Source organism: Algoriphagus oliviformis, from assembly GCF_017254915.1.
In the GTDB taxonomy this organism is placed as follows: Bacteria; Bacteroidota; Bacteroidia; order Cytophagales; family Cyclobacteriaceae; genus Algoriphagus; species Algoriphagus oliviformis.
This window is the reverse complement of the sequence record NZ_JAFKCT010000008.1, coordinates 140,972-165,588: the sequence shown is the minus strand read 5'-3', so window position 1 is coordinate 165,588 and position 24,617 is coordinate 140,972. Positions and strand designations below refer to the sequence as shown.

At 51.8% G+C, this 24,617-nt stretch carries 19 protein-coding genes; 9 read left to right on the top strand and 10 right to left on the bottom strand.

The annotated features are described in order from the left end of the window. Window positions 1-74: 74 nt before the first annotated feature. Window positions 75-1,037, bottom strand: a complete 963-nt coding sequence (gene hutG / locus J0A68_RS17410; RefSeq protein ID WP_206579507.1) for a formimidoylglutamase — start codon at window positions 1,035-1,037, stop codon at window positions 75-77. Between the two features lie 187 nt (window positions 1,038-1,224). Here hutG and J0A68_RS17405 point away from each other — a divergent pair, with 187 nt between their 5' ends. Then, window positions 1,225-1,848 carry a Uma2 family endonuclease gene (locus J0A68_RS17405; protein WP_206579506.1) on the top strand — a complete coding sequence of 208 codons (624 nt, stop codon included), beginning with the start codon at window positions 1,225-1,227 and terminating at the stop codon, window positions 1,846-1,848. A 50-nt stretch (window positions 1,849-1,898) separates the two neighbouring features. Here the strand turns inward: J0A68_RS17405 and J0A68_RS23175 are convergent, their stop codons facing one another. From J0A68_RS23175 to hutH, 5 genes are all read right to left on the bottom strand, one after another. Beyond that, window positions 1,899-2,201: a type II toxin-antitoxin system RelE/ParE family toxin gene (locus tag J0A68_RS23175; RefSeq protein ID WP_206579505.1), complete on the bottom strand. Its 303-nt coding sequence runs from the start codon at window positions 2,199-2,201 to the stop codon at window positions 1,899-1,901. Continuing rightward, on the bottom strand, window positions 2,189-2,371 hold the full coding sequence (locus tag J0A68_RS17395) for a hypothetical protein (protein WP_206579504.1): 183 nt from the start codon (window positions 2,369-2,371) through the stop codon (window positions 2,189-2,191). The genes J0A68_RS23175 and J0A68_RS17395 overlap by 13 nt, the downstream gene beginning before the upstream one ends. Window positions 2,372-2,590: 219 nt before the next feature. After that, window positions 2,591-4,591, bottom strand: coding sequence for a urocanate hydratase (gene hutU / locus J0A68_RS17390; RefSeq protein ID WP_206579503.1), 2,001 nt, complete (start codon window positions 4,589-4,591; stop codon window positions 2,591-2,593). Window positions 4,592-4,867: 276 nt separating this feature from the next. Further along, window positions 4,868-6,103 carry an imidazolonepropionase gene (gene hutI / locus J0A68_RS17385; RefSeq protein ID WP_206579502.1) on the bottom strand — a complete coding sequence of 412 codons (1,236 nt, stop codon included), beginning with the start codon at window positions 6,101-6,103 and terminating at the stop codon, window positions 4,868-4,870. A 71-nt stretch (window positions 6,104-6,174) separates the two neighbouring features. Further along, window positions 6,175-7,740 carry a histidine ammonia-lyase gene (hutH, locus tag J0A68_RS17380; protein ID WP_206579501.1) on the bottom strand — a complete coding sequence of 522 codons (1,566 nt, stop codon included), beginning with the start codon at window positions 7,738-7,740 and terminating at the stop codon, window positions 6,175-6,177. A 182-nt stretch (window positions 7,741-7,922) separates the two neighbouring features. Between hutH and J0A68_RS17375 the strand changes: the two genes are divergently transcribed. Then, entirely contained in the window at window positions 7,923-8,804 is an 882-nt protein-coding gene (locus J0A68_RS17375; RefSeq protein WP_206579500.1) for a LysR family transcriptional regulator, read from the top strand. 186 nt (window positions 8,805-8,990) lie between these two features. On the opposite strand, the gene J0A68_RS17370 is transcribed toward J0A68_RS17375, so the two are convergent. After that, entirely contained in the window at window positions 8,991-9,134 is a 144-nt protein-coding gene (locus tag J0A68_RS17370) for a hypothetical protein (RefSeq protein ID WP_206579499.1), read from the bottom strand. A 166-nt stretch (window positions 9,135-9,300) separates the two neighbouring features. On the opposite strand from J0A68_RS17370, the gene hisS reads away from it, so the two are divergent. After that, window positions 9,301-10,662 carry a histidine--tRNA ligase gene (hisS, locus tag J0A68_RS17365; protein WP_206579498.1) on the top strand — a complete coding sequence of 454 codons (1,362 nt, stop codon included), beginning with the start codon at window positions 9,301-9,303 and terminating at the stop codon, window positions 10,660-10,662. On the opposite strand, the gene J0A68_RS17360 is transcribed toward hisS, so the two are convergent. After that, on the bottom strand, window positions 10,659-10,940 hold the full coding sequence (locus J0A68_RS17360; RefSeq protein WP_206579497.1) for a hypothetical protein: 282 nt from the start codon (window positions 10,938-10,940) through the stop codon (window positions 10,659-10,661). The genes hisS and J0A68_RS17360 overlap by 4 nt on opposite strands. A 190-nt stretch (window positions 10,941-11,130) precedes the next feature. Here J0A68_RS17360 and J0A68_RS17355 point away from each other — a divergent pair, with 190 nt between their 5' ends. Together J0A68_RS17355 and J0A68_RS17350 are read left to right on the top strand one after the other, a co-directional pair. After that, on the top strand, window positions 11,131-11,466 hold the full coding sequence (locus tag J0A68_RS17355) for a YbaB/EbfC family nucleoid-associated protein (protein WP_206579496.1): 336 nt from the start codon (window positions 11,131-11,133) through the stop codon (window positions 11,464-11,466). 63 nt (window positions 11,467-11,529) lie between these two features. Continuing rightward, the gene (locus J0A68_RS17350) at window positions 11,530-12,531 is read left to right on the top strand and encodes a glycosyltransferase family 2 protein (RefSeq protein ID WP_206579495.1); all 1,002 of its coding nucleotides are present in this window, start codon (window positions 11,530-11,532) and stop codon (window positions 12,529-12,531) included. Here the strand turns inward: J0A68_RS17350 and J0A68_RS17345 are convergent. Continuing rightward, window positions 12,528-12,746 carry a PspC family transcriptional regulator gene (locus tag J0A68_RS17345; protein WP_206579494.1) on the bottom strand — a complete coding sequence of 73 codons (219 nt, stop codon included), beginning with the start codon at window positions 12,744-12,746 and terminating at the stop codon, window positions 12,528-12,530. The two genes, J0A68_RS17350 and J0A68_RS17345, sit on opposite strands and share 4 nt — an antisense overlap. A 138-nt stretch (window positions 12,747-12,884) precedes the next feature. Between J0A68_RS17345 and J0A68_RS17340 the strand changes: the two genes are divergently transcribed. From J0A68_RS17340 to J0A68_RS17325, 4 genes are all read left to right on the top strand, one after another. Further along, complete coding sequence (locus J0A68_RS17340) at window positions 12,885-14,591, top strand: TPR end-of-group domain-containing protein (RefSeq protein ID WP_206579493.1); 1,707 nt, start codon at window positions 12,885-12,887, stop codon at window positions 14,589-14,591. Window positions 14,592-15,063: 472 nt separating this feature from the next. Continuing rightward, the gene (locus J0A68_RS17335) at window positions 15,064-18,354 is read left to right on the top strand and encodes a SusC/RagA family TonB-linked outer membrane protein (RefSeq protein ID WP_206579595.1); all 3,291 of its coding nucleotides are present in this window, start codon (window positions 15,064-15,066) and stop codon (window positions 18,352-18,354) included. A gap of 51 nt (window positions 18,355-18,405) precedes the next feature. Then, complete coding sequence (locus J0A68_RS17330) at window positions 18,406-20,139, top strand: RagB/SusD family nutrient uptake outer membrane protein (RefSeq protein ID WP_206579492.1); 1,734 nt, start codon at window positions 18,406-18,408, stop codon at window positions 20,137-20,139. 128 nt (window positions 20,140-20,267) lie between these two features. Beyond that, the gene (locus tag J0A68_RS17325) at window positions 20,268-23,792 is read left to right on the top strand and encodes a VCBS repeat-containing protein (protein ID WP_206579491.1); all 3,525 of its coding nucleotides are present in this window, start codon (window positions 20,268-20,270) and stop codon (window positions 23,790-23,792) included. Here the strand turns inward: J0A68_RS17325 and J0A68_RS17320 are convergent. Next, complete coding sequence (locus J0A68_RS17320; protein ID WP_206579490.1) at window positions 23,789-24,550, bottom strand: creatininase family protein; 762 nt, start codon at window positions 24,548-24,550, stop codon at window positions 23,789-23,791. The genes J0A68_RS17325 and J0A68_RS17320 overlap by 4 nt on opposite strands. Window positions 24,551-24,617 lie beyond the last annotated feature (67 nt).

The following is a 24,617-nucleotide window of genomic DNA, read 5'->3' as shown; positions in this document are numbered from 1 at the left end:
CTTCCAGGTTTTCGAAACCTGGAAGGTCTTGGTAAACAAAAGAGCCTGACGATCAAATCAGGCTCTTTTTCATTTTACTGAGTTACAAACTTTTTCCTCACGATATACTCCACAGCCCTTGCCGCTAGCCTTGCCGTAGCGTTGTCCTGGTCAAACTGAGGGTTGAGCTCCACCACGTCGAGACTGATGAGTTTTTTGCTTTTCACGATCAGCTCAAAGACCTTGAAGGCAATCTGGGGATTGAAGCCCATGGGAGAGGGGGCCGAGACTCCCGGAGCGAAGGCGGAAGAAAACCCGTCCATATCGATGCTGAGGTAGATCTTGTCCACCGAGTCGATAAACCACAGGATCTGCTCCTGGATAAATTCCCAGTTGTGCAGGCGGAAGTCCTCCATCACGATGTATTTGGCTTTCAGTTTTTCGGCTGTTTCGAAGAGGGAGCGAGGATTTGCAGCACGCTGTATTCCCAGGGCCAGGTAGTGGAAGTTGTCGGGATATTCGTTGGCAAGCTGGAGGAAAGGCGAACCGGAATGACCCTTGTCCCGCACCAGCGGACGCAGGTCAAAATGCGCGTCCAGGTTGATGATTCCTAGTTTCTGGTTCTTTTCCCCCACGAACTTCTGCACTCCGCGGCCATGGGCGAAGGCCAGGTCGTGCCCGCCGCCCAAGAGCACAGGGAAATGCTTGGAGGCAAGCAGGTCGTAGGTGATTCGTGTGATCGCATCATGGGAAGCCTCCATATCCTGATCCAGGGTAAACACGTCGCCATAGTCCAAAATGGGCAGGTTTTCCGGCAAGTGCAGGGCGATCGAGCCGAGCATCTTACGGATGACGGACGGCCCTTCGATGGTGCCGATGCGGCCTTGGTTGCGGATCACGCCCTCCTCACCGGAGTAGCCCAAGATCCCGATCTTGTCCCCGGCGTCTTGGCTGATCTTCAGGTTGGAGATGGTTTGGACGGCTTGGTGCCAATATTCGGTTTGCTCGGACTTGCGGCCTGACCAGTGAAAAGGGGATGGATTTTGATTCAGATTCATGCGAAGTTTAGAAAATGTGAAAGTAGAAAAGGACGCTTTGCGGCCATGTCGGTGGACCGTTGACTGTGGTCTGTGGACTATAATCCGAGTTTGCGATCGCTGATTTACCCTGTACCAAAATAGCGGATTATATGCTAACTTAAGAAAAGTTGCTTGTTAGTTTTGTTGTCAATTGGAGCTTCCGACCATGAAAGAATACCGAATTCCGCAAAGAGAGAAGATCGACATCGATGCTTTTCATGAACCCAGCGATTCCTTCACAGGCTATACCTACGCGGATTACCTCAATTGGAATTTTGAGGAAATCGTCGAGCTGATTAAGGGGAAGGTGTTCAAAAAAGCCGCCGCACCGAGCAGGAGGCATCAGAAGGTTTCCATGGCTTTGTCCCGGATTGTTGCTGGTTTTTTGGATGGCAAAAAATGCGAGGTTTACGCCGCTCCCTTTGATGTGCGCTTTTCCAGAAATCCTGAGGACAAAAAGGTCGATTCTGTAGTCCAGCCGGATCTTTCCGTGATCTGCGATCCTTCCAAACTCGACGACAAGGGTTGCCTAGGTGCGCCCGACCTGATCGTGGAGATCCTCTCACCGAGCAACAACCGCGTGGAACTTCAGAATAAGTATGAGCTGTATGAGGAGTTTGGTGTACGGGAATACTGGGTCATCCATCCGGTAGAGTGTACGCTTCTGGTTTATACCCTGGTCGACGGGAAATATCAACCCTCCCGACTTTTTACCTCTGGGGACAAAATCCAATCCACCGTTCTTCCCGGGTTTGTGCTCGATCTGGAAGAGGTGTTTTCGGAGGATTAAAATGTGCTAAATGGCTTGTTTTGTCAGCCTGAGCGGAGTCGAAGGCTTTTTTAAACGTCCAGTTTCCTTTTTTCGAGACTTCGTGAAGCGTGGTGTACGGAGACGATGTCAATCCTAGTTTCGCTTTTGACGCAATAAATTACCAAGTAGTTTCCTTCAGTGAGCTGCCTGACTTGCGGATGATTGAAGAAGTCTAGGAGCTGTCCGGAAAAAGGATTTTTCTTCAGTATCTGGGTTCGCTGTTTGATTCGTTGAATCTGGATTTTTGCGTACTTTTTGGAATCCCGGCTGATGTAATCAGCGATTTCTTTCAAATCCAAAACAGCCCGATCCGTCCAGTTTATTTGAACCATTTTTCGATTTCACTGTCGAGTTTTTCTTCCGAAATGACCTTGTCCTCCTCTGAGTCCTTCAGTCCCTTTTCGATTTTTTGGACTAGGATCAATTGCTCCACCAGATCATCCAAAGTGAATTCTTCAGGCAGTTTGTCGAGTTGTTTTTTGACCAAAGATTTTGTGAGCATTGCGATTCAGTTTGATCAAATATACCCAAAATGGGAATTCGGAATTCTTCTAGTGTTATTTGTCGTGTGAATAAGGTCTCGACTCCGCTCGACCTGACAGTCCGGTGTCACCTTGAGCGAAGTCGAAAGGTCATTTAGGAGTTAGCTAAATACTAGTAACAAACATCTTTGCTATCACGCGACGTGCAGTGGACTGTCGACCGTCGACTGATGACGAAATTAAAATGCCCCTTTCAGAAGTTCTTCGTCCACCAAATTCGGAATCGTCACTTTCAATCCCGGACTTCGCTCCATTTCCCGTTGGATCGCCTCCAGTGAACCCGAATTCCTTGCCCAGGCTCTTCGTGCGATGCCGTTGTTTACATCGTAGAAAAGCATGGATTTCAGCCTTCTTTCGGCTTCGACGCTTCCATCCAGCACCATTCCAAAGCCACCGTTGATCACCTCGCCCCAGCCGACTCCGCCGCCGTTGTGGATGGAGACCCAGGTGGCGCCTCGGAAGCTGTCGCCGATCACGTTGTGGATGGCCATGTCCGCGGTAAACCGGCTGCCGTCGTAGATATTGCTCGTCTCACGATAGGGCGAGTCCGTGCCGCTCACGTCGTGGTGATCTCGCCCGAGCACGATGGGAGCGGAGATTTTACCTTTTGCAATTGCTTCATTAAAAGCCGCAGCGATCTTCGCCCTTCCTTCCGCGTCGGCGTAGAGAATCCTCGCCTGCGAACCGACGACGAGCTGGTTTTTTTCCGCCTCTCTGATCCACGTGATGTTGTCTTGCATCTGCTGGGAGATGGAGTCCGGCGCTGTTTTTTGGATTTCTTCCAAAACGCCAGCGGCAATCTGGTCGGACTTCCGCAAATCCTCGGCCTTGCCGGAAGTACAAACCCATCGGAAAGGCCCAAAGCCATAGTCAAAACACATCGGCCCCAAGATGTCCTGCACATAGCTCGGATAGCGGAAGTCGATGCCGTTTTCGGCCATCACCTCGGCGCCAGCCCGGGAAGCTTCGAGGAGAAAAGCGTTGCCGTAGTCGAAGAAGTAGGTTCCTTTTGCCGCATGGCGATTGATTGCAGCGGCCTGTCGGCGAAGGGATTCCTGGACTTTAACGCGAAATTCCTCCGGGTTTTCCGCCATCATGCGGTTGGATTCTTCGAAAGAAAGCCCTACGGGATAGTAGCCTCCAGCCCAAGGATTGTGCAGGGAGGTCTGGTCGGAGCCCAGTTCTACGAAAAGGCCTTCCGCATCAAATCGCTCCCAGACGTCGACGATATTTCCCAAAAAGGCAATGGATACGACCTCTTGTTTGGATTTGGCTTCAGAAACCCGTTTTACGAGTTGATCCAAGTTCTCGATCAGCTCGTCCACCCAGCCTTGTTCGTGGCGTTTTCTTGCCGCGGCAGGATTGACCTCCGCGCAGATCGTGATGCAGCCCGCAATATTTCCAGCCTTGGGCTGCGCGCCGCTCATGCCGCCAAGTCCGGCGGTGAGGAAGATCTTTCCGGCAGGCGAGATGCCCGAACCAAGCTTTTTCCGGAAGGCATTCATCACCGTGATCGTGGTGCCGTGGACGATTCCCTGCGGGCCGATATACATGTAAGAGCCCGCGGTCATTTGCCCGTACTGCGTCACGCCTAGGGCATTGAAGCGCTCCCAATCGTCCGGCTTGGAGTAGTTGGGGATCATCATACCGTTGGTGACGATCACGCGGGGAGCGTCGGGGGAGGAGGGGAAAAGCCCCATGGGATGGCCCGAATACATGTGCAGCGTCTGCTCCTCCGTCATTTCGGACAGGTATTTCATCGTCAGCAGGTACTGCGCCCAGTTTTGGAAAACGGCTCCGTTGCCACCGTAGGTGATGAGTTCCTCGGGATGCTGGGCCACGGCCGGATCCAGGTTGTTTTGGATCATGAGCATGATGGCTGCCGCTTGGGGCGACTTGGCCGGATATTCCGAGATCGGCCTTGCAAAAATGTCGTAATCCGGGATGAAGCGGTACATGTAGATCCGCCCGTATTCCTTCAGTTCGGACAAAAAATCTACCACCAGTTCTTGATGCCAAGCTTTTGGGAAATAGCGCAGGGCATTCATTAGAGCCAGTTTTTTCTCTTCCGGAGAAAGGATGTCCTTGCGCTTTGGTGCGTGGGAAAGCTTCGGGTTTCGCTCCCTTTTAGGAGGTAAAACCGAAGGAATACCTTGTCTGATTTGATCCTGAAAAGTCATGGGGTTTTTATTTTTGTGTATATCCGCAATCTTGGCCGTGGGCGAATTTGCTTTTTCAGTCGGGTCGGAAGACCGATGACCGAAGACCGAAGTAGGGCAAGCCGGAGTTTTGCGTTATGTCGTGTATTCAAGGTTACCTACTGGCACAATACGGACATACATGTTGATTTTTATCTATGATTTACGGGTTGTATTCTAACTTTTTAGCTCTTTCCCGATTCTAATGTCTTAAGTCTAGCGTCTTGAATCTGGTGTTCATCTGACATCGGACATCGGTCATCCGACCTTTTTACCATTTTTCCACACCATCGTCGGCTTCAACTTTCCCTGCTGGTACAGGATTTCCCGGTAGTCTGAAGTGGGGAAAAGGACAAAGTCCGCGAGTTTACCGCTAGTGATTTTGCCCCGATCATCCAAGCCCAATGCCGCTGCTGCGCGAAAACTGATGCCGGCGAGGACTTCGGTCGTGCTGAGCTTTTCGAAGGTCGCCAAGATCGACGCTTGGGCGATCAGATCCCCCATGGGTGCCGAACCCGGATTCCAGTCCGAGGCAATGGCCAAGGCGCCACCTTGGTCGAGGATTTTCCGAGCTGGCGTAAAGGCGCAACCCAAACCAATTGATGCGCCCGGAAGCGCCACGGCAATGGTGTCGGATTTTGCCAATAGCTTAACTTCTGTGTCTGTAGAGGCTTCCAAATGGTCAGCGGATTTGGCTCCCAGCTCTACCGCTACCGCCGATCCGCCAGCCGTAAACTGATCCGCGTGGACCGTGAGGTCAAAGCCCAGCGCTTTGGCTTTTTCGAGGTAGGGTGTGATTTCTTCTGGAGAAAAGGCGCTTTTCTCCACAAAGGCATCGATGCGGCCGCTGAGTTTTTCTTCCTCCAAGACTGGAAAAAGCTGATTTGCCATCCGCTCCAAATACTCCGTCGGACTTCCTTCAAAATCCCTTGGCTTCATGTGGGCAGCGAGGCAGGTCGGAACCAAATCTGCTGGAGTGGAGGCCTTGGCTTTTTGGATTGCCCGGAGCATTTTGAGTTCTTCCTCGACCGAAAGCCCGTAGCCGCTCTTCACCTCGATGGTGGTCACGCCTTCGGAGAGATGGCGATTGGCGTTTTTGGCGGTGGCGGCCGCCAATTCATCCAGACTCAAGGCGCGGGTCTGCGTTACGGTATCCCAAATGCCGCCTCCGGCCTGAGCGATTTCCAGATAGGACTTACCCGCATTTCGCATGGCAAAATCCCTCGCGCGGCTTCCACCAAAACAGATGTGCGTGTGGCAATCCACCAAACCCGGAATCGCGACAAAATCACCCTTGAGCTCGACAAGTTCCGCTTGCAGAAACTCGGTTTTCAAAGCCGTCCAAAGGCCGGTTTTCAGGATTTTTTCTCCCTCGACCACGATGCCTGCCTGCTCGACGATTTCAAGCTGTTCGTCTTTCAAAGCTCCCTTGATCGGAAGCTGATCCAGCGTAAGGAGCTGTGTGATGGGGCCGATAAGTTTTTTGTTTCCCACAGATTTTCACAGATTTAGTCACAGATTCCCACAGAGATCTTGGGGTGTGGGTCTGCCGGTTTCAATTTAAGTTAGAAAGCAAAAGCCTCGCTCCAAGGTGTTTCAAAGTCAAGTCCTTCGGCAGCTGCAACCCTTTTTGCCAGCTCGATGAGTTCGCCGCTTTGGACCAATTCAATTGCGGCTTCCATATCCTCGTACATGATTCGATCAGAGACCACTGGTTCAATGTCCTTTCTCACCCGCTCGTAGATGGCGGTCATGATCTTTCCGGACTTCAGCGGAGCGTGGTAGTCCATGGCCTGTGCGGCATAGAAAAGCTCGATTCCCAGAATCTTTTCCACGTTTCCTATCACTCGCAGCGCTTTTCTTGCACCGATACTTCCCATGCTCACGTGATCCTCTTGACCCAAGGAAGTCGGGATCGAGTCGGCGGAAGCGGGGAAGCAAAGGCCTTTATTTTCGGAGGCCAAAGCCGCCGTGGTGTACTGCGGGATCATCAGGCCGGAGTTGAGGCCGGTTTCCTTGAGCAAAAGCTTGGGCACGCCCGGCGTGTCCCCTTCTATCGAGAGATAGATCCTGCGGTCGGAAATATTGCCGAGCTCAGAAGCCGCCAGACAGGCGTAGTCCAGCGGAAGGGCGATGGGCTGTCCGTGAAAATTCCCTCCAGACACGGTCGTGTTCGCGTCAAAAACCACCGGGTTGTCCGTCACCGAGTTGATCTCCGTCTCGATGGAATCCCTCAGGTGCGCCCAGGCATTCCAGCTTGCACCGTGCACTTGGGGCATGCAGCGGAGGGAATAGGGGTCTTGCACCCGTGCGCAGTGCAGGTGGGAGTTGACGATCTCCGACTCGTGGAGTAGGTTTAGGATGGTCTGGGCGACGTGTTGGTTGCCCGCAAAAGGCCGCAGCTGATGCAGTGCGGCGGTAAAAGGCTTGACCGAACCCATCAATCCTTCGATCATCATCGCGCCGGTGATGCTGGCGTGGGTGAGGAGGTTGTGCAGGCGTTCCACGATTTTGACCCCATGGGCGGCCATGAACTGGGTGCCGTTGATCAGGGCCAGGCCTTCTTTTGGGCCGAGGGCCAATGCGGCTTTGGAGAAATGGGCTAAAGCCTTTTCTGTCTTGACGATTTGTCCTTGAAAATGCACTTTCCCCAAACCGATCAAGGGCAAAAACAAATGTGAAAGCGGTGCCAGGTCTCCCGAAGCACCCACCGAACCCTGCTCAGGCACGGTCGGGATGACCTCATTCTCCAGCATCCAAAGAATGCGCTCCAGGGTCTCCAATCGGATTCCCGAGAATCCCTGAGCCAGCGCGTGGATCTTCAAGACCAGCATCAGTCGGGAGATTTCCTCGGGAATCAGTTCTCCGAGGCCGACGGCATGGCTTTTCAGGAGGTTTTCCTGTAAAGTCGTGGTGTCTGCTGCGGAGATTCTTGTGGTGCAGAGCGGGCCAAAACCCGTGTTGATGCCGTAGACCGCGGCTTCACCCTGGGCGATCTGGGCGACGGCTTGGGCAGATTGCTCGACTTTGGCGATGGTCTCTGCGCTGAGGATACCTTTGGTTTCCTTTCTGGCCAGCTGGAGTGCCAAGGAAGCGGTGAGGTGATCTTGGCCGTAGTGGAATATGTTCATGGCTAAAGTCTTTTGTGGTTTTTTGGTTTCGGTCGGTGGGGACACCGACCGAGGCAAAGACCTGTCAGGTTTTCAAAACCTGACAGGTCAGCGGCTGGGTTCATACGCTCTCCAAAATTAACGCATACTATTGATGCTTTTTGATACTATTTTTGTCATCATTCAATAACTGAAACGTATCAATGGAGCTGAGGCATCTCATTTATTTCCAAGCGGTGGCGGAGGAATTGAACTACCGCAAAGCTGCCGAACGACTCTTTATCTCCCAACCCGGCTTGAGCCGACAGATCAAGCAGCTGGAGGAAATGCTCGGCGTGCAGCTCTTTGATCGGGACAAAAAACATGTGGAACTGACCGTTCCGGGTGCTTTTTTTAAAGGGGAGGTGGACTTTGTGATCAACCATCTGGAAGCCGCCAAGACCCAACTTAAGCTCATTGCATCCGGGAAGGTAGGGGAGTTGCGGATCGGTTTCCTTGGCTCTGCATCCAACCGTATCCTGCCTGATCTCCTCGCCCGACTCAATGCCGAGCAGCCGGGGATCAGCGCAAGTCTGGAGGAGCTGAGCAATGCCGTGCAGGTGGAGATGATCCAAAAGGACAAGCTGGATCTGGGCTTTGTGCGCCTGGCTTCGGTGCCGGAGGATCTGGAGATGCGGGCGGTTTTTCGGGACAGCTTTTCGCTGGTCGTGCCGGCAAACCATCCCGTCGAGGAGGCTGATTTCCGCTCGGTTTCCCAGTTTGCCGAGGAGTCTTTTATCCTTTTTTCCAGTGACTACTCCAATTATTATTACGAGCAAATCATGGGGATTTGCCGGGATGCGGGCTTTTCTCCCAAGATCCGGCACAAGTCCGTACATGCGCTCACGATCTTCCGGCTGGTGGAAAACGGCCTCGGTGTGGCCATCGTGCCGAGCTCGCTGGGCGTGGGCTATGACCTGAATGTGCGCTTTATGGAGATTCGCGGGATATCGCAGTTTACCGAGCTGTCGGTGATCTGGAAGCCGGGCAATCGCAATCCAGCGCTGAAGAAAGCGTTGCCTTTAGTGATAAAACGTACGGGTTAAAATGGCTGAAGCCATTTGTGCGTTGGAGTCTCGGACTCCATAGCCCACGGTTTAAACCGTGGGCTATGGAGGATTGAACGCACGTACAAAAAAACCATTTCAATGGTTTTTAATTCGAAGAGAATGTGCCAGGGCAAAAAAAAAGGCGACCATAGGCCGCCTTTAGTATCTTCGAAAGAGGAGTGATTACTTGCCGAAAGAAGCTTTGAGCTCTTCTACGTCAACGTTTTTGATCACTGGCTTAGCGCTCAACTGCTTGATTTTGATCACGCGAGCAGTCTGGCTTTGTCTTTTTCTTTTCAGTTTTCTCTTGAGTGTGGTAACGGCCATGGCTGTATATGTTTAAATTTTTGGATTCGAAACGAAGCGCAAAAGTAAGGAAACAATTTTTCTTTGCCTACAAATCCCCTGAATTTATTCGGGAGTAAAACGGCACTTCGGACAGGCTTTTCCTGATTTTTGAATAAATTTGGAGCTCATTCACCAAAAATCACCCATGCAAAAGCCGAGTTTGCCCAAAGGCACCCGAGATTTTGGCCCCCTGCAAATGGCCCGAAGAACTTTCATCCTGGATACCATCAAGGAGACTTTTCAGCTTTTTGGCTACCAGCAGATCGAGACTCCCGCCATGGAAAATCTCAGCACGCTGACCGGCAAATATGGAGATGAGGGTGATCAGCTGCTTTTCAAGATTCTCAACAGCGGGGATTTTGCGAAAGACGTGAAAGCGGAAGACTTGGGGAATGGCCCGGCTGCTCTTTTAAACAAAGTGTCTGAAAAAGGCCTGCGCTACGACTTGACGGTTCCCTTTGCCCGCTACGTGGTGATGAATCGCAACGAACTGACTTTTCCCTTCAAACGCTATCAGATCCAGCCTGTGTGGCGTGCGGATCGCCCGCAGAAGGGACGCTATCGCGAGTTTTACCAGTGCGATGCGGATGTAGTCGGGACTGATAGCTTGGTGTGCGAAGCTGAAATCATCCTGATGATCCGAAGGGTTTTTGCGAAGCTCAGCCTCCAAGATTACAACATCAAAATCAACAACCGAAAGATCCTCACCGGCATCGCCGAGGCGATAGGAGAGGCGGGAAAAGAAGGTCCGCTCTGCGTGGCCATCGACAAGCTGGACAAGATCGGCTGGGAAAAGGTGAAAGAGGAGCTGGCGCAAAGAGGCTTTGAAGCCAGCTCGGTCGCCAAACTCGCTCCGCTGGTGGCCCTGGAAAGCGATCTGGCTGGAAAGCTGGAGTTTCTGAAAGATTTCCTGAAAAGCTCCGACACCGGTCTGAAAGGCGTGGAGGAACTGGAGGAGGTCTTTGGGATCTTGGAAAAAATGGGCCAGGATCTGGCGCATGTGGACTTTGACATCATGCTCGCGCGAGGGCTGTCCTACTATACCGGGGCGATTTTCGAAGTGAAAGTAAACCATGTCTCCATCGGCTCGGTGAGTGGTGGAGGTAGATACGACAACCTCACGGGAGTCTTTGGGCTTCCTGGCGTGTCCGGTGTTGGGTTCTCCTTTGGCGTGGACCGGCTTTATGATGTGCTGGACGAGTTGGGGCTTTTCCCGGCGGAAAGCCACAGCAGCACACGACTCCTGTTGGCGTATTTCGACCAGGCGGGCTTCGACTATGCGCTGGGCTTGCTGAACGAATTCCGAAATGCGGGAATCAAAACGGAGATCTATCCTAATCCGGTGAAAATCCAGAAGCAGTTCGATTTTGCCAACAAGAAGGGAGTGCCTTTTGTCGGGGTGTGCGGAAGCGAAGAGATCAGTACCGGGACGGTTTCCGTAAAGAACATGGCCACGGGCGAGCAAGACAAAATGACCCTGCCGGAGGTTTTGGCGGCACTTGCCTAGTCTACATGATGGATGGCGTGGATGGGTAGGAATATCCCGCCTTTTAGGGAGATAAATCGGTTGCCGACTGCCCAGACTGTGGTGTCCACCACATAGACCTGTTCGTCGGCGGCTTCAAAAGTGATTTTGACCTTGGTTTGGAGCAGGTTTCCGAGCGTTTGGGAGCGATAGAGACTGTGCAGTCGTTCGTTTCTGGCATCGGCATCGGAGATGACTTCCTTGTTTCCAAAAGTCAGTTGCGGAATTTGTTCCTTGGAGATTAAGACAATAGTATTCATAGGGTTGAAAGGGTTGATCGTCAATGAGTCATACGTAAGGCCTATAAAAGATAGCCGAAATTTCCCGAGGATTTTTAGCGTCGGGACAACTTGAAATGTAATAGTTTACCCGCGCGCAAAAGCGGGTATTACCGGTCAAAAAGCTGGTACTTAAGTAGAAACAACTTTATTTATAAATAAAAATCAGGCTATGTTTGATATCATGGGAATGATGGGCAAGGTGAAGGAAGCCCAGGCAAAAATCAAGGAAGCGCAGTCCAAGCTGGTGCTGCTCACTGCCGAGGGCGAGTCCGGCGCAGGCCTGGTCAGGGTCTTTGTCAACGGGGACCGCAAAGTCCTCAAAATCGAGATGGACGAGTCGCTTTTGACCCCAAAAGACAAAGAGATGCTCAGCGATCTAGTCGTAGCTGCCACCAACAAGGCCATGGAAGCTATAGAAGTGAAGATCAAGGCTGAGATGAAAAAGGCAACCGAAGGCATGCTGCCAAACATTCCAGGTATGGATCTGGGAAGTATGTTTGGGTGAAATCGCCCTTGATCTAATACGAAGTGCCGATTGATTGGACACTGTGAAGCGACTATTGACTTGATGAAAAAGGCGGCGATCGTCATCCTCAATTACAACGGTAGGCAGGTGCTGCCTACCTTTTTGCCTTCTGTGCTACTGCATAGCCGGCATGACTGCTGGGTGGTGGACAATGCCAGCACGGATGATTCCGTGGACTTTTTGAAATCAGCCTATCCAAGCGTCCAGCGGATACAGCTGGATGCCAACTTTGGCTATGCGGGAGGCTATAACTGGGGGCTGGAGGAGCTGAAGGGACGCTACGAGTATTTTATCCTCCTCAATTCGGACGTGGAAGTGACTGCCGGCTGGGATGCCGATCTGGTCTCCTGGCTGGATCAAAATCCGGGGCATGCCGCGCTTCAGCCGAAGATCCTGTCGTGGCAAGACCGTCGCTCTTTTGACTACGCCGGAGCTGGGGGAGGGTATCTCGACCACTTGGGCTATCCCTATTGCCGGGGTCGGATCTGGGAGACCATCGAGCAGGATCGAGGTCAATACGACGACTCGGTGGAGGTAGATTGGGCCTCGGGTGCCTGCCTGGCGATTCGGTCGGTGGATTTTTTTTCACAGGGCGGATTTGATGCGCATTTTTTTGCCCACATGGAAGAGATCGATCTCTGCTGGAGGCTTAGAAGCGCGGGCAGAAAGATCGGGTACCTGGGTTTGGTGACGGTTTTTCACCAAGGAGGGGCGACATTGGATCGCGGGAATGCCCGCAAGCTCTATCTGAATATCCGCAATAGTCTGCGGATGGTTTACAAGAATGTTGCCGCTATCCGGTTTTTTGGAATAGTTGTGGCTAAGTCCTTTCTGGAAATCGCCGCGGCGCTGGGCTATCTGTTTCGGGGGAAAAGGGATTTTGCCCGGGCGGTGTGGCAGGCATACGTGGATTTCTTTACCGGCATGGGGGCTATGGAAAAGGCCACAAAAAAGCCGGAAATGGAAAAGTCCAGTTCCGGCCCGGTTCGGTTTATATTTTGGAATTACCTGGTCCTTGGAAAGCGGGTTTTCACAAAGCTTTAGTCAAAGAGCACGGGATTGTTCATCTTGCGGAAGTACTTTCTGATCTTCATCATCATGGCCATGCTGACATAGATGATGATCGGCGAGCCTAGCGTGACAAAGGAAGAATAGATGAAAAACAGGCGGATGCTGTCGATGGGAAAGTGAAGTTTCTCGCCCAATCGAGAACAGACCCCGAAGGCCCTCTCTTCAAAGAACAGTTTCAGTTTTTCCATAGCGCAGTAGTATTTTCGGTCTAAAATTAGCAGAAAATGGATTTGAAATTTACAAATCAATATAATAACAGAATGTTTAACATCCTGTTCATCTTAATTTTACTTTCGAGCCAATCCTTGTTTTCAAAATCAATAATGGTGCCTGAAAACAAATTTTTACAGGATGTGGAGCTGAAGCCAGCCAAACTCAAGCTGGAAGGTGACTCAGTCCGCTTCACCGTCAAGGGCACTATCCCGATCGAGTCGGTCCTCTCCCCGAAGAATCCAAAAGTGACGCTGAGTTTCCATTCGGAGGGCGAGCAGCTGGAGCTGGGCGAGCTGGAGCTGAAGCGGCAGGTCGCGAACTACAAGTACGAGGGAAGCTACTCCCTGAAATTTGAGCCTTGGATGGCCGGGGCGACGCTGGAGGTGTTTTTCTACCAAGGAAAGAAAGAGGAGCGGCCACCCTTTGAGCGTCAGATTCTCGCCAAGGGCATCATCGCCCCCCAACTCATGGTCAAGCTGGGGGAAGTGTATCCAGATGAGCCCATTCCCGTCGTCGGGCTTTTTATCACCTCGGGCGCACTGGATAGGGAAGTGGTGCGAAATGAGGAGTTTTTGTTTCTTTTTGACCCGGGCTCCTCTACCTACAAGACCAGCTCGGCCAATTCCGCCATGCTGAAGAAGTTGGATGCCTTTCTGGAATCCAATCCAGACGTGCAGGAGCTAAAGATCACCGGCCTGCAGTCGCCGGAGGCTTCTGAGGGGAAAAACAGCGCCCTAGGCATGAATCGGGCGGAGTCGGTCAGAAAGACGCTGGGGGCTCGGGTTGCCCGACTGCCCCAGTCCCAGCTGAAAATGGATTCGCGCCGCAACGATTGGTTTGACCTGCGGCTTCTGCTCAGGGACTACAAGGGTATCTCCACCAATCGCAAGGATGAGCTCTATGCCGTGTTGATGAACCAGGAAACCTACTTGGAGCAGAGCGAGCGGCTCAAGAAAATCCCCGGGTATTCCCAAGTCGCCCAAGATCTCTATCCCATGCTGCGTGCGGCAAAGGTGGAGATCACCTCCAAGCCTCTCACAGGGCTGGATTTGCAGCAGTCTATGAAGCTGAAAGAGGCGCTTTCCAAAAACGACGGGACGAATGCCTTGTCCTTTGAGGAATGGACGCTGGCTGCGGAAGCTACCCAAAGCATAGAGGAGAAGGCAACGATCTACTCCAAGATGACCGAGTTTTTCCGCTCCCCACTTCCCTACAACAACATGGCGGTGGTGCGTATGCGACAGGCTCAGCGGACGCTCGACCAAGGATCCAAGGAAGTGCTTTGGGAGGAGGCGCTCAGGCTGCTGACCCAAGCCTATCGGATCGAACCCACGCCTCAGACCCTTCACAACCAAGGCCAAGTCTTGGCGCTGATGGGGGATTATTGGACTGCGTACAAGAAACTGTCCGACGCGTCGACGCTCACGCTCAATCCGGACTTTCTGCAACACAATGAGGCACTCAGAGGGGCCTTGGACATACTCCGGGGTGACTACAAGCTGGCGACGCTTCGTTTTGACTACCGCTTTACCGACCCCAAGGATTTTTTCAACAAGGGCTTGGCCTATTACATGATCGGAGACTATCCCAGTGCCAACATGGCTTTTGAAGAGTCGGTGGTGCAGGGGAGGAGCTTTGGCTACGGCTACTACGGGCTGGCGATGATAGCGGCGGCCGGAGGACAGCAGGAGATCGCGATGATCCAGTTGAAAAAAGCCATAGCGGCCAACAGGCAACTTTCAGAGCGGGCATTTCAGGATCCGCTTTTTGAGGAGCTGAGAAGCAGTCCCGACTTTTTCGCCAACTTGGACAGCAACTAGGGCATTGCATTGAAAAAAAAATAATAAGACAATAGTTTTGCTGTCCATCTTTGCAAAATATCGGGCTTACTGTTTGATTTTTTGCAATGGGTTAAAATTTAAATTTTTTTTTTTAGGGCGTATGCATTAGAATCTATTGTCAAATAGATTGATTTCCTAATTTTATTTAGGCTTTCGGGTTTGAATTTTGTTTTAGATTATTTAACATTGACGGTTAAGAAATAACAATTAAACCCAAAATTCAAGCCTATGATCTATTTTACTTAGACGAATTCCCTCTCCCAATCAGCATCACCCGATGCACTCAAACCTACTGGTTCTTTAAGCTGGTCGACCGACCAAGGTATAATCGCGATAGTGGCTTGACAGTCAAGCCAAGGTCTGTTGCTTTTATTTTGAGAACAATCGAAAACGATTGCATAATCAATTAACTAACAAGTTTTTAAGATTAACCTTGTTACCCAATCTATCTATGTTTATGAAAAATGTTTACAAAACTCTAAGTGTGTGCCTCACGCTCTTAGTCCTATCCGCGGGTGCTGCCTATGCGCAAAAAACCGTGTCGGGTACGGTTCTAGACGAGTTTGGGGTAGGGCTTCCGGGGGTTTCGGTCCTTGTGAAAGGCACTACCACCGGAACCGCCACTGACATTGACGGAAAGTATTCCCTCAGTGTTGCAAACGACCAGGCTACCCTGGTATTTTCTTTTATCGGCTACTCTGCGATAGAGCAGGTGGTAGGAAGCCGCAGCGTCATCGATGTGAATATGACGCCGGACGAAAGGACACTGACCGAACTGGTCGTGACCGGTTACTCCATCGATTCCAGAAGAGAGACCACCGGTGCGATCGCGACGGTGGATCCCAGAGACCTGACCGTGATTCCTACCGGTAACGTCGAGCAGACCCTCCAAGGTCGTGTATCCGGTGTGACCGTGATTACCAACGGTCAGCCAGGTACCTCTTCCATCATCCGTGTTCGCGGTTTTGGAGCTTTCGGGGGTAACGAGCCTCTCTACATTGTCGACGGTTTGCCGACTGGGTCTACCGACTTCCTCAACCCTGACGACATCGAGTCGACCACGGTATTGAAGGATGCGGCCGCGGCCTCCATCTACGGTGCCCGCGCCGCCAACGGTGTAATAGTCTACACCACCAAGCGCGGTGCTAGAAACAAAAAGCTGAGAGTGGATTACAACGGCATGTATGGGGTGACCGATCCCGGAAAAGGATTGGATATGATGAATCCACAGGATTTTGCCACCTACACTTGGCTGGCTGAGACCAATACTGCAAGAATTAACGGTGTTCCTGCAAAATACGAGCACCCGCAATTCGGCACAGGAACATCACCGGTGATGCCTTATTACCTCAGCATGATTTCACAAGATGCAGAAGGGAATTTGACGGTTGTTTCCGGCCAGCCAGGCCCACTTTCTGCAGCCCAAATTGAGCAGCAGCGAGAATGGTACAACATCGACCCGACTAAGGGAACTGTCCGTCAGCTGACTAGAGCGATGACCGGCGAAGGCACCGACTGGTATGATGCCCTGACCGCACCTGCTCCGCTCCACAGGCACTCCTTGGGCTTCAATGGCGGCTCGGAAACCAGCAGGTTTTTCGTTGGATTGGGAATGCAGGAGCAGGAAGGTATCATGTCCAATAACACATTCAGCAGATATTCCCTGCGGGCAAACTCTGAGTTTGACGTAACCAAAAGAATCAGAATCGGCCAAAATTTCCAAGGCACATACCTCCAAAGGTTAGGTCAAACGGGTGGCGAAGGCGGTCGTGGTGTTTCGAGAGACGAAAACGACATCCTGCAGGCTTTCCGTATGCCTTCTATTATCCCTGTCTATGACGAGTTTGGGGGATATGCCGGTACTGCTTCCAGAGGTTTCAACAACCCAAGAAACCCGATAGCGAACAGGGACGGGATTGCTGATAATAGAAACTTCAATGCTGCCGCGTTTGGGAACATCTATGGCGAGTGGGATATCATCGATGACCTGACTTTCAGAACGTCCATCGGTGGCCAGTACAACAACTACTATTACTGGAACTACACCCGCTTGCAATATGAGAACTCGGAAAACAACTCTGCATTCGGTTATGGCGAAGGATCAGGCTTCTCTTTTGGCTGGACTTTCACCAACACTCTGGCATGGAAGAAAAAGATCGATCTTCACTCCTTTGACGTACTCTTGGGCCAAGAAGCGTTGAATACTGGGTCTGGAAGAACTATTGATGCCGTCGGACAGAACCCCTTCTCCCAAGATCCGGACTTCATCACCATCTCCAACCTTCCCGTAGGCACCAGACAGGTAAACTCTTCCCAGTTTAAGGGAGTAAACTTCGCTTCCTACTTCGGGCAAGTGAAGTATACCTACAACGACAAGTACATCGTGAGCGCGGTGGTACGACGTGACGGTTCTTCCCGTTTTGGTGAGAATTCCCGATACGGGGTGTTCCCGGCATTCTCTGCCGCTTGGAGGATTTCTTCGGAATCCTTCCTACAGGGAGCCACTTGGATCGACGACATGAAAGTCCGTGGGGGCTGGGGCCAAATGGGTAACTCCAACAACGTAGATCCAAACAACCAGTATTCCTTGTTTGGCGGAAACGTGGGAGCTTCCTCCTATGACATCACCGGATCTAACTCCGGAGCTGTTATCGGTTTCAGAAGATCCCGTATCGGTAACCCTGACGCGAAGTGGGAGACAGCCGTCACCCAAAATATCGGTGTGGACGGAACCTTCTTCAACGGTCGATTGGATGTGATCTTTGACTGGTGGAAAAAGGATACAAAAGATTTATTGTTCCAGGTTCCAATTCCATTGACTGCGGGTAGCCCTCAAAACGTTTCCGCTCCAGCAGTAAACGTGGGTGAAATGCTGAACAGAGGTCTTGATTTCTTGGTGTCCACTAGAGGTAATCTATCGACAGATCTAACTTATGAACTTGCTGTTAACGGCAGTTTTTTGAAAAATGAAGTTGTCGCTTTATCGGGAGATTTGGAATTTATTACTTCACCAAACGCCAATCCAAGCTTTAGGGGTATTGAACCTATCAGAAATGCCGTTGGACAGCCGCTGTCCTCCTTCTTTGGTTACAACGTTATCGGTCTGTTTAGAGACGAGGAGGATGTGAACTCCCACGCAGCTCAACCTGGAAAGGCTCCCGGCCGCTTCAAGTTTGAAGATGTCAACGGTGATGGTAGCATCACTCCGGATGACCGAGTATTTATGGGTAGTCCAGTCGCTGATTTTACGGGCGGATTGAACTTTACTTTAGGATACAAAGGATTTGATCTTTCCGCGTACCTCTACACTTCTATCGGAAACGAGATCTTCAACCAGTCCAAATGGTTTACCGACTTCTTCCAGACTTTCGAAGGAGCGGCGATTTCCGAGCGCTTGAAGGACGCTTGGACTCCAGAAAATCTGGACGCAACCATTCCAATTGTTGAAAGAACAGCGAACTTCTCAACCTCAGATGTTTCTAACTCCTTCTATGTAGAAGATGGTTCATACCTGAGGCTGCAGAACCTGACGCTGGGCTACTCGGCCCCGGCTTCTTTGCTTCAAAAGTGGAAAATGGAAAGAGCTAGGGTATTCGCGTCTGTAAACAATTTGTTTACGATTACGGGTTATGAAGGGTTGGATCCCCAAGTTGGTGGCAATGCTGACCTTACCTTCGGTATCGACGTAGGTAACTACCCTGTTACCCGTGGCTGGACCTTTGGTTTGAACCTTAGCTTCTAAGCTGGACAAGAAAATTTGAATCGTTTATAGACACTATAATAGATTAGACAGATGAAGAATTATAAATTGAAACTAGGTGCCTTGCTCGTATCCGGCGCGATGATGGTCGCGGTGAGTTGTAGTGATGAGTTTCTCGAAATACCACCCGTAGGACAGTTGTCGGAAGCCCAGTTGAGTACACTTGCAGGGCTCGACGCATCCTTGATAGCGGCCTACTCCCAAGTCAACGGCCGAGGCAACAGATTGGGCTCTCCATCCAACTGGGTATGGGGAAGTATCCGAGGCGGTGAGGCCAACAAAGGGACTGACCCCGGCGACTTCAGCACGATCAACCCGATTCAGCGCTATGAAAACAATGCTGCTGGAGGTGAAATGGGATCCAAGTACAACGTTTGCTACGAGGGCATTGCCCGAGCCAACAACGTCTTGCGGCTGCTTCAGAATCCCGGCTCGGACGTGACTCCAGCTGACGTGACGCGACTTTCCGCCCAGGCGAGATTTCTCCGCGCCCACTTCTACTTTGAGTTGGCGAGAGACTACAACCAAACTCCCTATGTGGACGAGACGGTCGACTACGGCAGTGGTCTGGAAGATGTGAAAAATGACAAGCCGCTTTGGCCGTTTATCATCGCTGACTTTGAGTATGCGGCAGCCAATCTTCCTGCCACGCAGGCACAGGTAGGCCGTGTGAATTCATGGGCTGCCAAAGCCTACTTGGCCAAGGTGTACATGTACCAAAAAGACTTCACCAAAGCGAAGACATTGTTTGACGATGTCATCGCAAACGGTGTGACTTCCAATGGGCTGAAATACGGATTGGTTCCTTACTATGATGATGCCTTCCGGGCAGCAAATGACAACCACGAAGAGTCTGTTTGGGCTTATCAAGCTGCTGCCAATACCGGCTCGGTAAACAATGCAAACCCTGAGTTTGACCTCAACTTCCCTTACAACACAGGCCCTTCAGGACCTGGCAACTGCTGTGGCTTCTTCCAGCCAAGCTTTACGTTTGTGAATGCCTTCAGGACTGCCAATGGATTGCCTTTGCTGGATAAGTCCTACAATAGCCCTGCAAACGAGGTGAAGAGTGACATGGGCGTAGCTTCTGGTGCCGCATTTACCCCTGACGCAGGTCCGCTGGATCCACGTCTTGACCACACCGTAGGTAGAAGAGGTCTTCCATACTTGGATTGGCAGGATCACCCAGGCAACGCCTGGATCAGAAACCAACCTAACGGCGGGCCATATTCTCCCAAGAAGTACGTCTATGCCAAGTCCGAGCAGGGGTCTTATCAGGACAATTCCTCTTGGACTCCCGGCTACACCGGGATCAACTTTATGATCATCCGCTTTGCCGATGTGTTGCTTCTGGCTGCAGAGGCTGAGATCGAGGTGGGATCTCTGGAGAAAGCCAGGGAATATGTAAACCGCGTAAGAACCCGTGCCATGAACTCCAAGCTCATGCGTGAAGACGGTACAATGGCTGCCAACTACGTGATCAACACCTACTCTGCTCCTTGGACTGACAAGGCTGCTGCCCAGACAGCGGTACGTCACGAGAGATTGCTGGAGTTGGGTATGGAAGGCCACCGCTTCTATGACTTGCAGCGCTGGGGTACTGCCCAGGCCGAGCTGGATTTCTATTTGGCTTATGATGCAGTAAAGTTGCCTGCTGCATTAGGCGGCGGTGCAAAATACACTGAGAAATACAAATGGGTTCCGATTCCACAAGATCAGATTGACTTGGCGGGGTCTGATATCCTTACTCAGAATCCAGGCTTCTAAGCGGTTTTTGAGTTGATAAAAATCAGGGGGCGTAAGCCCCCTTTTTTTGGTTTTTACTTCCCGTCATTTTTTTCTACAGTCGGGAAAATGCTAATTTGAAGTACCCTATCTATACCCGAAATTCCCTTATGAAGTACTACATCACCCCCTTTACCCTAGTTGTTGCCCTTTTCTTTACCTCCTGTAAAAAGGATACTACGCTCTACACGCTCAGATCCCCGGCCGATACGGGAATAGATTTCAACAACGAAATTACCGAGTCCGATTCCTTCAATATCCTCACCGACGAGTACATCTTCAACGGCGGAGGTGTCGCGGTCGCGGACTTTGACCAGAACGGTCTTCCTGATCTGTTTTTTACCGGCAACCAAGTATCAAACAAGCTATATCTCAACGAGGGCGAATTTATGTTCCGGGATATTTCCGAGAAGGCAGGAATAATGGCCTCCGAAAAGTGGTGTACCGGCTCTGTGGTCGTGGACATCAACCAGGACGGCTGGCCGGATATCTACGTAGCCACTGCGATGAAGAAGGGCATCGGCGAGCGGAATAACCTGCTTTTTGTCAATCAGGGAAAGGATTCCTCCGGCAATGTTTCTTTCAAAGAAATGGCCCAAGACTACGGAATCGCCGACCCGGGCAACAGCATGGGAGCGGCTTTTCTCGATTATGACCTGGATGGTGACCTAGACCTCTACGTGCTCAACAATGAGCAATTGGCGGCAAAGCCCACCAACTTCCGCCCGAAGGTCACCGACGGATCGGCCATCAACAACGACAGCTTCTACCGAAACAACGGGGACGGAACCTTTACCAATGTGACCCTTGAGGCGGGAATCGTCTTCGAAGGCTTTGGACTGGGACTGGTCATTTCCGACATGAACAACGACGGCTGGCCCGACATCCACGTCAGCAACGACTACATCACCAATGACATCCTGTACATCAACAACCAGGACGGGACTTTTTCCAATCAGACCAAGGAAAACCTCCGCCATCAGAGCCAGTTTTCCATGGGGGCCGACATCGCCGACTTCAACAACGACGGGCAACCAGACCTGATCACCATCGACATGCTGGGCGAGGACAACTACCGCAAGAAGACTACCATAGGGAAAAACGTCTACCAAACTTACCTCAACAACGAGCAGTTTGGCTACGAATACCAGTACGTGCGGAATATGCTCCACGTCAATAACGGCCCCGGCGTGCCATTTTCCGAGGTCGGGCTGATGGCGGGGATCTACCAGACCGACTGGAGCTGGGCGCCGCTTTTTGGGGATGTGGACAATGACGGACTGAGGGACTTGCTGGTGACCAACGGATTCCCAAGGGATATTACCGATAAGGATTTTGCAAACTACCGCGCGGATGTAGGCAGCATTGCCACCGTGCGCCAGCTCTTGGACTCCATCCCCATCGTCAAAATCCCCAACTACTCCTACCGAAACACCGGCAACCTCGGATTTGAGGACAGCGGTGCGGCCTGGGGGTTGAATGTCCCTTCCTTTTCCAACGGCTCCGCTTTGGTCGATCTGGACTTGGATGGGGACTTGGACTACGTGGTCAACAATATCAACGATCCGGCTTTTGTCTTCGAAAACAAGCTCAATGAAAGAGAGTCTGCGCCAAACTACCTCAGGGTAAGGCTCAAGGGTACGGAGAAAAATCCCCAAGGCTTGGGTGCGAAAGTGCTGCTAAAGCCCATCCCATCCGGTCTGCTTTACCAAGAAATGCAGGTGGCGAGAGGATACATGTCCTCGGTGGAGGATATTCTTCACTTTGGTCTGGATACCGTGGATCTGGTGTCAGAGCTGCGGGTGATATGGCCTGACGGCAAGGAGTCTGTTCTGGAAAATCTCAATTCCAACCAAGTCGTCGAGGTGGACTACAGCTCGGCCCTCGCAGGCAGCAATCCGGTTGCGATAGTCGATTTGGGCAGTTTTTCGCAGATGCTTGCGGAAGTGTCTTCCGACTTGGGCATCACCTATCTCCATCAGGAGGAGGACAAGATCGACTTTAACATCCAGCGGACGCTGCCCCATAAGCTGACCCAATTTGGGCCCGCTCTGGCTGTGGGCGACTTGGATGGAAATGGGACAGAGGATCTGGTGATCGGCTCTTCCTCGGGCTATGCGCCGCTTTGGTACGCTCAGCAAGAAGATGGAAGTTTTGTGGAAAGGGAGCTGCTGCCCGGTCAAAACCATATTTTCGAAGAAACCGGCATCTTGCTGCTCGATGTGGAAAACGACGGAGACCTAGATCTATATTTGGTCAGCGGAAGTGCGGAATTTCTTCCGGATGCGGCCGAGTACATGGATCGCATCTACCTCAATGACGGCAAGGGTAATTTCACTTTGGACCAAAACTTCTCCTTGGTCAAGGCAAACGGCAGCGTGGTGCGAGGGGCAGACTTTGATGGGGATGGCTACGTGGATCTTTTTGTCGGAGGGAGAAGCCCTATCGGCAAATTCCCGATTGCGGAGAGAAGCTTTCTACTGAGGAATGAAAATGGACAAATGACCGACGTGACGGATCGGCTCGCTCCCGGCCTGAGCGAGATCGGGATGGTGACGGATGCGGTCTGGTCAGACGTCAATGGGGACGGCAAGGTTGATTTGATCGTTGTAGGCGAGCTCATGCCGATCACGGTTTTCGTCAATCGGGGCGATTCCTTCGAGAAACTCGCCGATACCGGCCTGGAGAACTATCTGGGTTGGTGGAACTCCGTCTCCACGGCCGACTTTGACCAAGACGGGGATTCCGACTTGGTAGTGGGAAATCTTGGCGCCAACAATTCAAATCATCCCAATGCAGAGCGACCGCTGAAAATCTATGCCAAGGATTTTGACAACAACGGAAGCGTCGATCCGGTGACCTTTGCCTTTTACAAGGACAAACAGGGCGGGGCCTTCAATTCCTTTCCGAGCCACTTCTGGGACGACCTGAACGGGCAGAGCCCGATGTTCCGAAGGAAATTTGAACGCTATAAGTACTACGCGCTGAGCACGGAGCAGTCCTTTTTCACTGAGGAGGAGAAAAAAGATGTGCAGATCCTCACCGGCAACTACGATCGCACGGTCTGGGTGGAGAACCTCGGCAGCGGTAAATTCAAAGTACATGAGCTGCCGACAATGGCCCAGATCGCGCCTACCAATGGTATCGTGTCAGACGATGTGAATGGAGACGGGTTTATGGACATCCTTTTGGTCGGCAATGACTATGGAAATGAGATCTTCATCGGCAGACTGGATGCGTCGGTAGGGCTCCTGCTGCTGGGGGATGGCAAGGGACAGTTTAAGCCGGTCAACCCTAGGGAAAGTGGCTTTGTGGTGCCGGGAGATGCCAAAGCTTTGGTTAAGCTCAGCTCTGTACAAGGTTCGCCGGTGTATTTCGCTTCGCAAAACAGAGGGAAGCTGATGGCCTTCAAAGCGAAAAACCACGAGGGAAAAACGCTGTCTTTCGGCCAGGAAGCCATGGCGCTGATCTTGGAGCTGGAAAGTGGCAAGATGCAGCGCTATGACCTTAGCCTCGGCTCCGGCTTTGGATCCCAGTCCTCGCGGGAGATTACCTTTCCGAAGGGAGCTAAGTCGGCAGTGATGATCGATTACAAGGGGCAGATGGTGCCCGTGGAGATTTTTACCAGAAACTAGCGGTAGAGCTCGCCTGGCTTGGCCTGGCAGATGTCCTCGATCAGCTCGGCGACTTTGTCCGTCACATCATTGAAATATAGCCTCCCTTTTTCAGGGGAGGCTTTTTTGGGATTGCCTATGCCGGTGTCGGCGCTGACCTCAGACCACTTTCGCTCGGCCCAGGCCCATTTTTCCCTGACTCCGCGGATTACCGACTTTTTTTCCGCTCCATCTCCAGCCTCCTCCAGCGGGAGGACGAGCTCTGGATGAAGGTGCTGGATCAGGCAGGTCTCCATCTCGTCGGCGTGGTCCCCGGCTTCCTCGAAGTACTTGCTCTTGTCCAGGGACTGAAACCAGTTGCAGGTGAAGAGCATCATCTCCGGAAACTTCAATCCCAGCTCGCGCAGCATGGGTTGGAAGTTGTTGCCTCCGTGGCTGTTGAGGATGAGGAGTTTTTTGAGTCCTTGGCGATTGAGCACTTGGATGATGTCCTGGAGTATGATGAGCTGCGTGCTGGGATTCAGGTTGATGTCGAGATAGATGTCGCTTTGCCCGGTGTTGACCCCGAAAGGGACGCAGGGGAGTACTACGACTTTCGCACCCTTTTCCCAGGCTTTTTTTGCCCCCTCAGCAGCTATCCCGTCCGCTTCATAAACGTCTGTGCCATAGGGCATGTGGTAGTTGTGCGCCTCGGTCGCGCCCCAGGGAAGGATGGCAAGCTCGAAGCGAAAAGTCTGCAGATCTTTCCAATTGGCTTCTTTCAGGATATAGGGTCTCATGGATTTGTTGGTTGGATTTAGGAAGAAGAGGGGGATTTTTAGGGCCAAATTCATAATTTGAACCCCA

Excerpts from the sequence above, each read along its gene's own strand:
- J0A68_RS23175 (WP_206579505.1), bottom strand. The coding sequence starts at position 2,201 with ATGGTTCAAATAAACTGGACGGATCGGGCTGTTTTGGATTTGAAAGAA.
- J0A68_RS17370 (WP_206579499.1), bottom strand. The coding sequence starts at position 9,134 with ATGGCCGTTACCACACTCAAGAGAAAACTGAAAAGAAAAAGACAAAGC.
- J0A68_RS17345 (WP_206579494.1), bottom strand. The coding sequence starts at position 12,746 with ATGGAAAAACTGAAACTGTTCTTTGAAGAGAGGGCCTTCGGGGTCTGT.
- J0A68_RS17360 (WP_206579497.1), bottom strand. The coding sequence starts at position 10,940 with ATGAATACTATTGTCTTAATCTCCAAGGAACAAATTCCGCAACTGACT.
- hisS (WP_206579498.1), top strand. The coding sequence starts at position 9,301 with ATGCAAAAGCCGAGTTTGCCCAAAGGCACCCGAGATTTTGGCCCCCTG.
- hutU (WP_206579503.1), bottom strand. The coding sequence starts at position 4,591 with ATGACTTTTCAGGATCAAATCAGACAAGGTATTCCTTCGGTTTTACCT.
- J0A68_RS17330 (WP_206579492.1), top strand. The coding sequence starts at position 18,406 with ATGAAGAATTATAAATTGAAACTAGGTGCCTTGCTCGTATCCGGCGCG.
- hutG (WP_206579507.1), bottom strand. The coding sequence starts at position 1,037 with ATGAATCTGAATCAAAATCCATCCCCTTTTCACTGGTCAGGCCGCAAG.
- J0A68_RS17335 (WP_206579595.1), top strand. The coding sequence starts at position 15,064 with ATGTTTATGAAAAATGTTTACAAAACTCTAAGTGTGTGCCTCACGCTC.
- J0A68_RS17355 (WP_206579496.1), top strand. The coding sequence starts at position 11,131 with ATGTTTGATATCATGGGAATGATGGGCAAGGTGAAGGAAGCCCAGGCA.
- J0A68_RS17350 (WP_206579495.1), top strand. The coding sequence starts at position 11,530 with ATGAAAAAGGCGGCGATCGTCATCCTCAATTACAACGGTAGGCAGGTG.
- hutH (WP_206579501.1), bottom strand. The coding sequence starts at position 7,740 with ATGAACATATTCCACTACGGCCAAGATCACCTCACCGCTTCCTTGGCA.
- J0A68_RS17405 (WP_206579506.1), top strand. The coding sequence starts at position 1,225 with ATGAAAGAATACCGAATTCCGCAAAGAGAGAAGATCGACATCGATGCT.
- J0A68_RS17320 (WP_206579490.1), bottom strand. The coding sequence starts at position 24,550 with ATGAGACCCTATATCCTGAAAGAAGCCAATTGGAAAGATCTGCAGACT.
- J0A68_RS17395 (WP_206579504.1), bottom strand. The coding sequence starts at position 2,371 with ATGCTCACAAAATCTTTGGTCAAAAAACAACTCGACAAACTGCCTGAA.
- J0A68_RS17325 (WP_206579491.1), top strand. The coding sequence starts at position 20,268 with ATGAAGTACTACATCACCCCCTTTACCCTAGTTGTTGCCCTTTTCTTT.
- J0A68_RS17375 (WP_206579500.1), top strand. The coding sequence starts at position 7,923 with ATGGAGCTGAGGCATCTCATTTATTTCCAAGCGGTGGCGGAGGAATTG.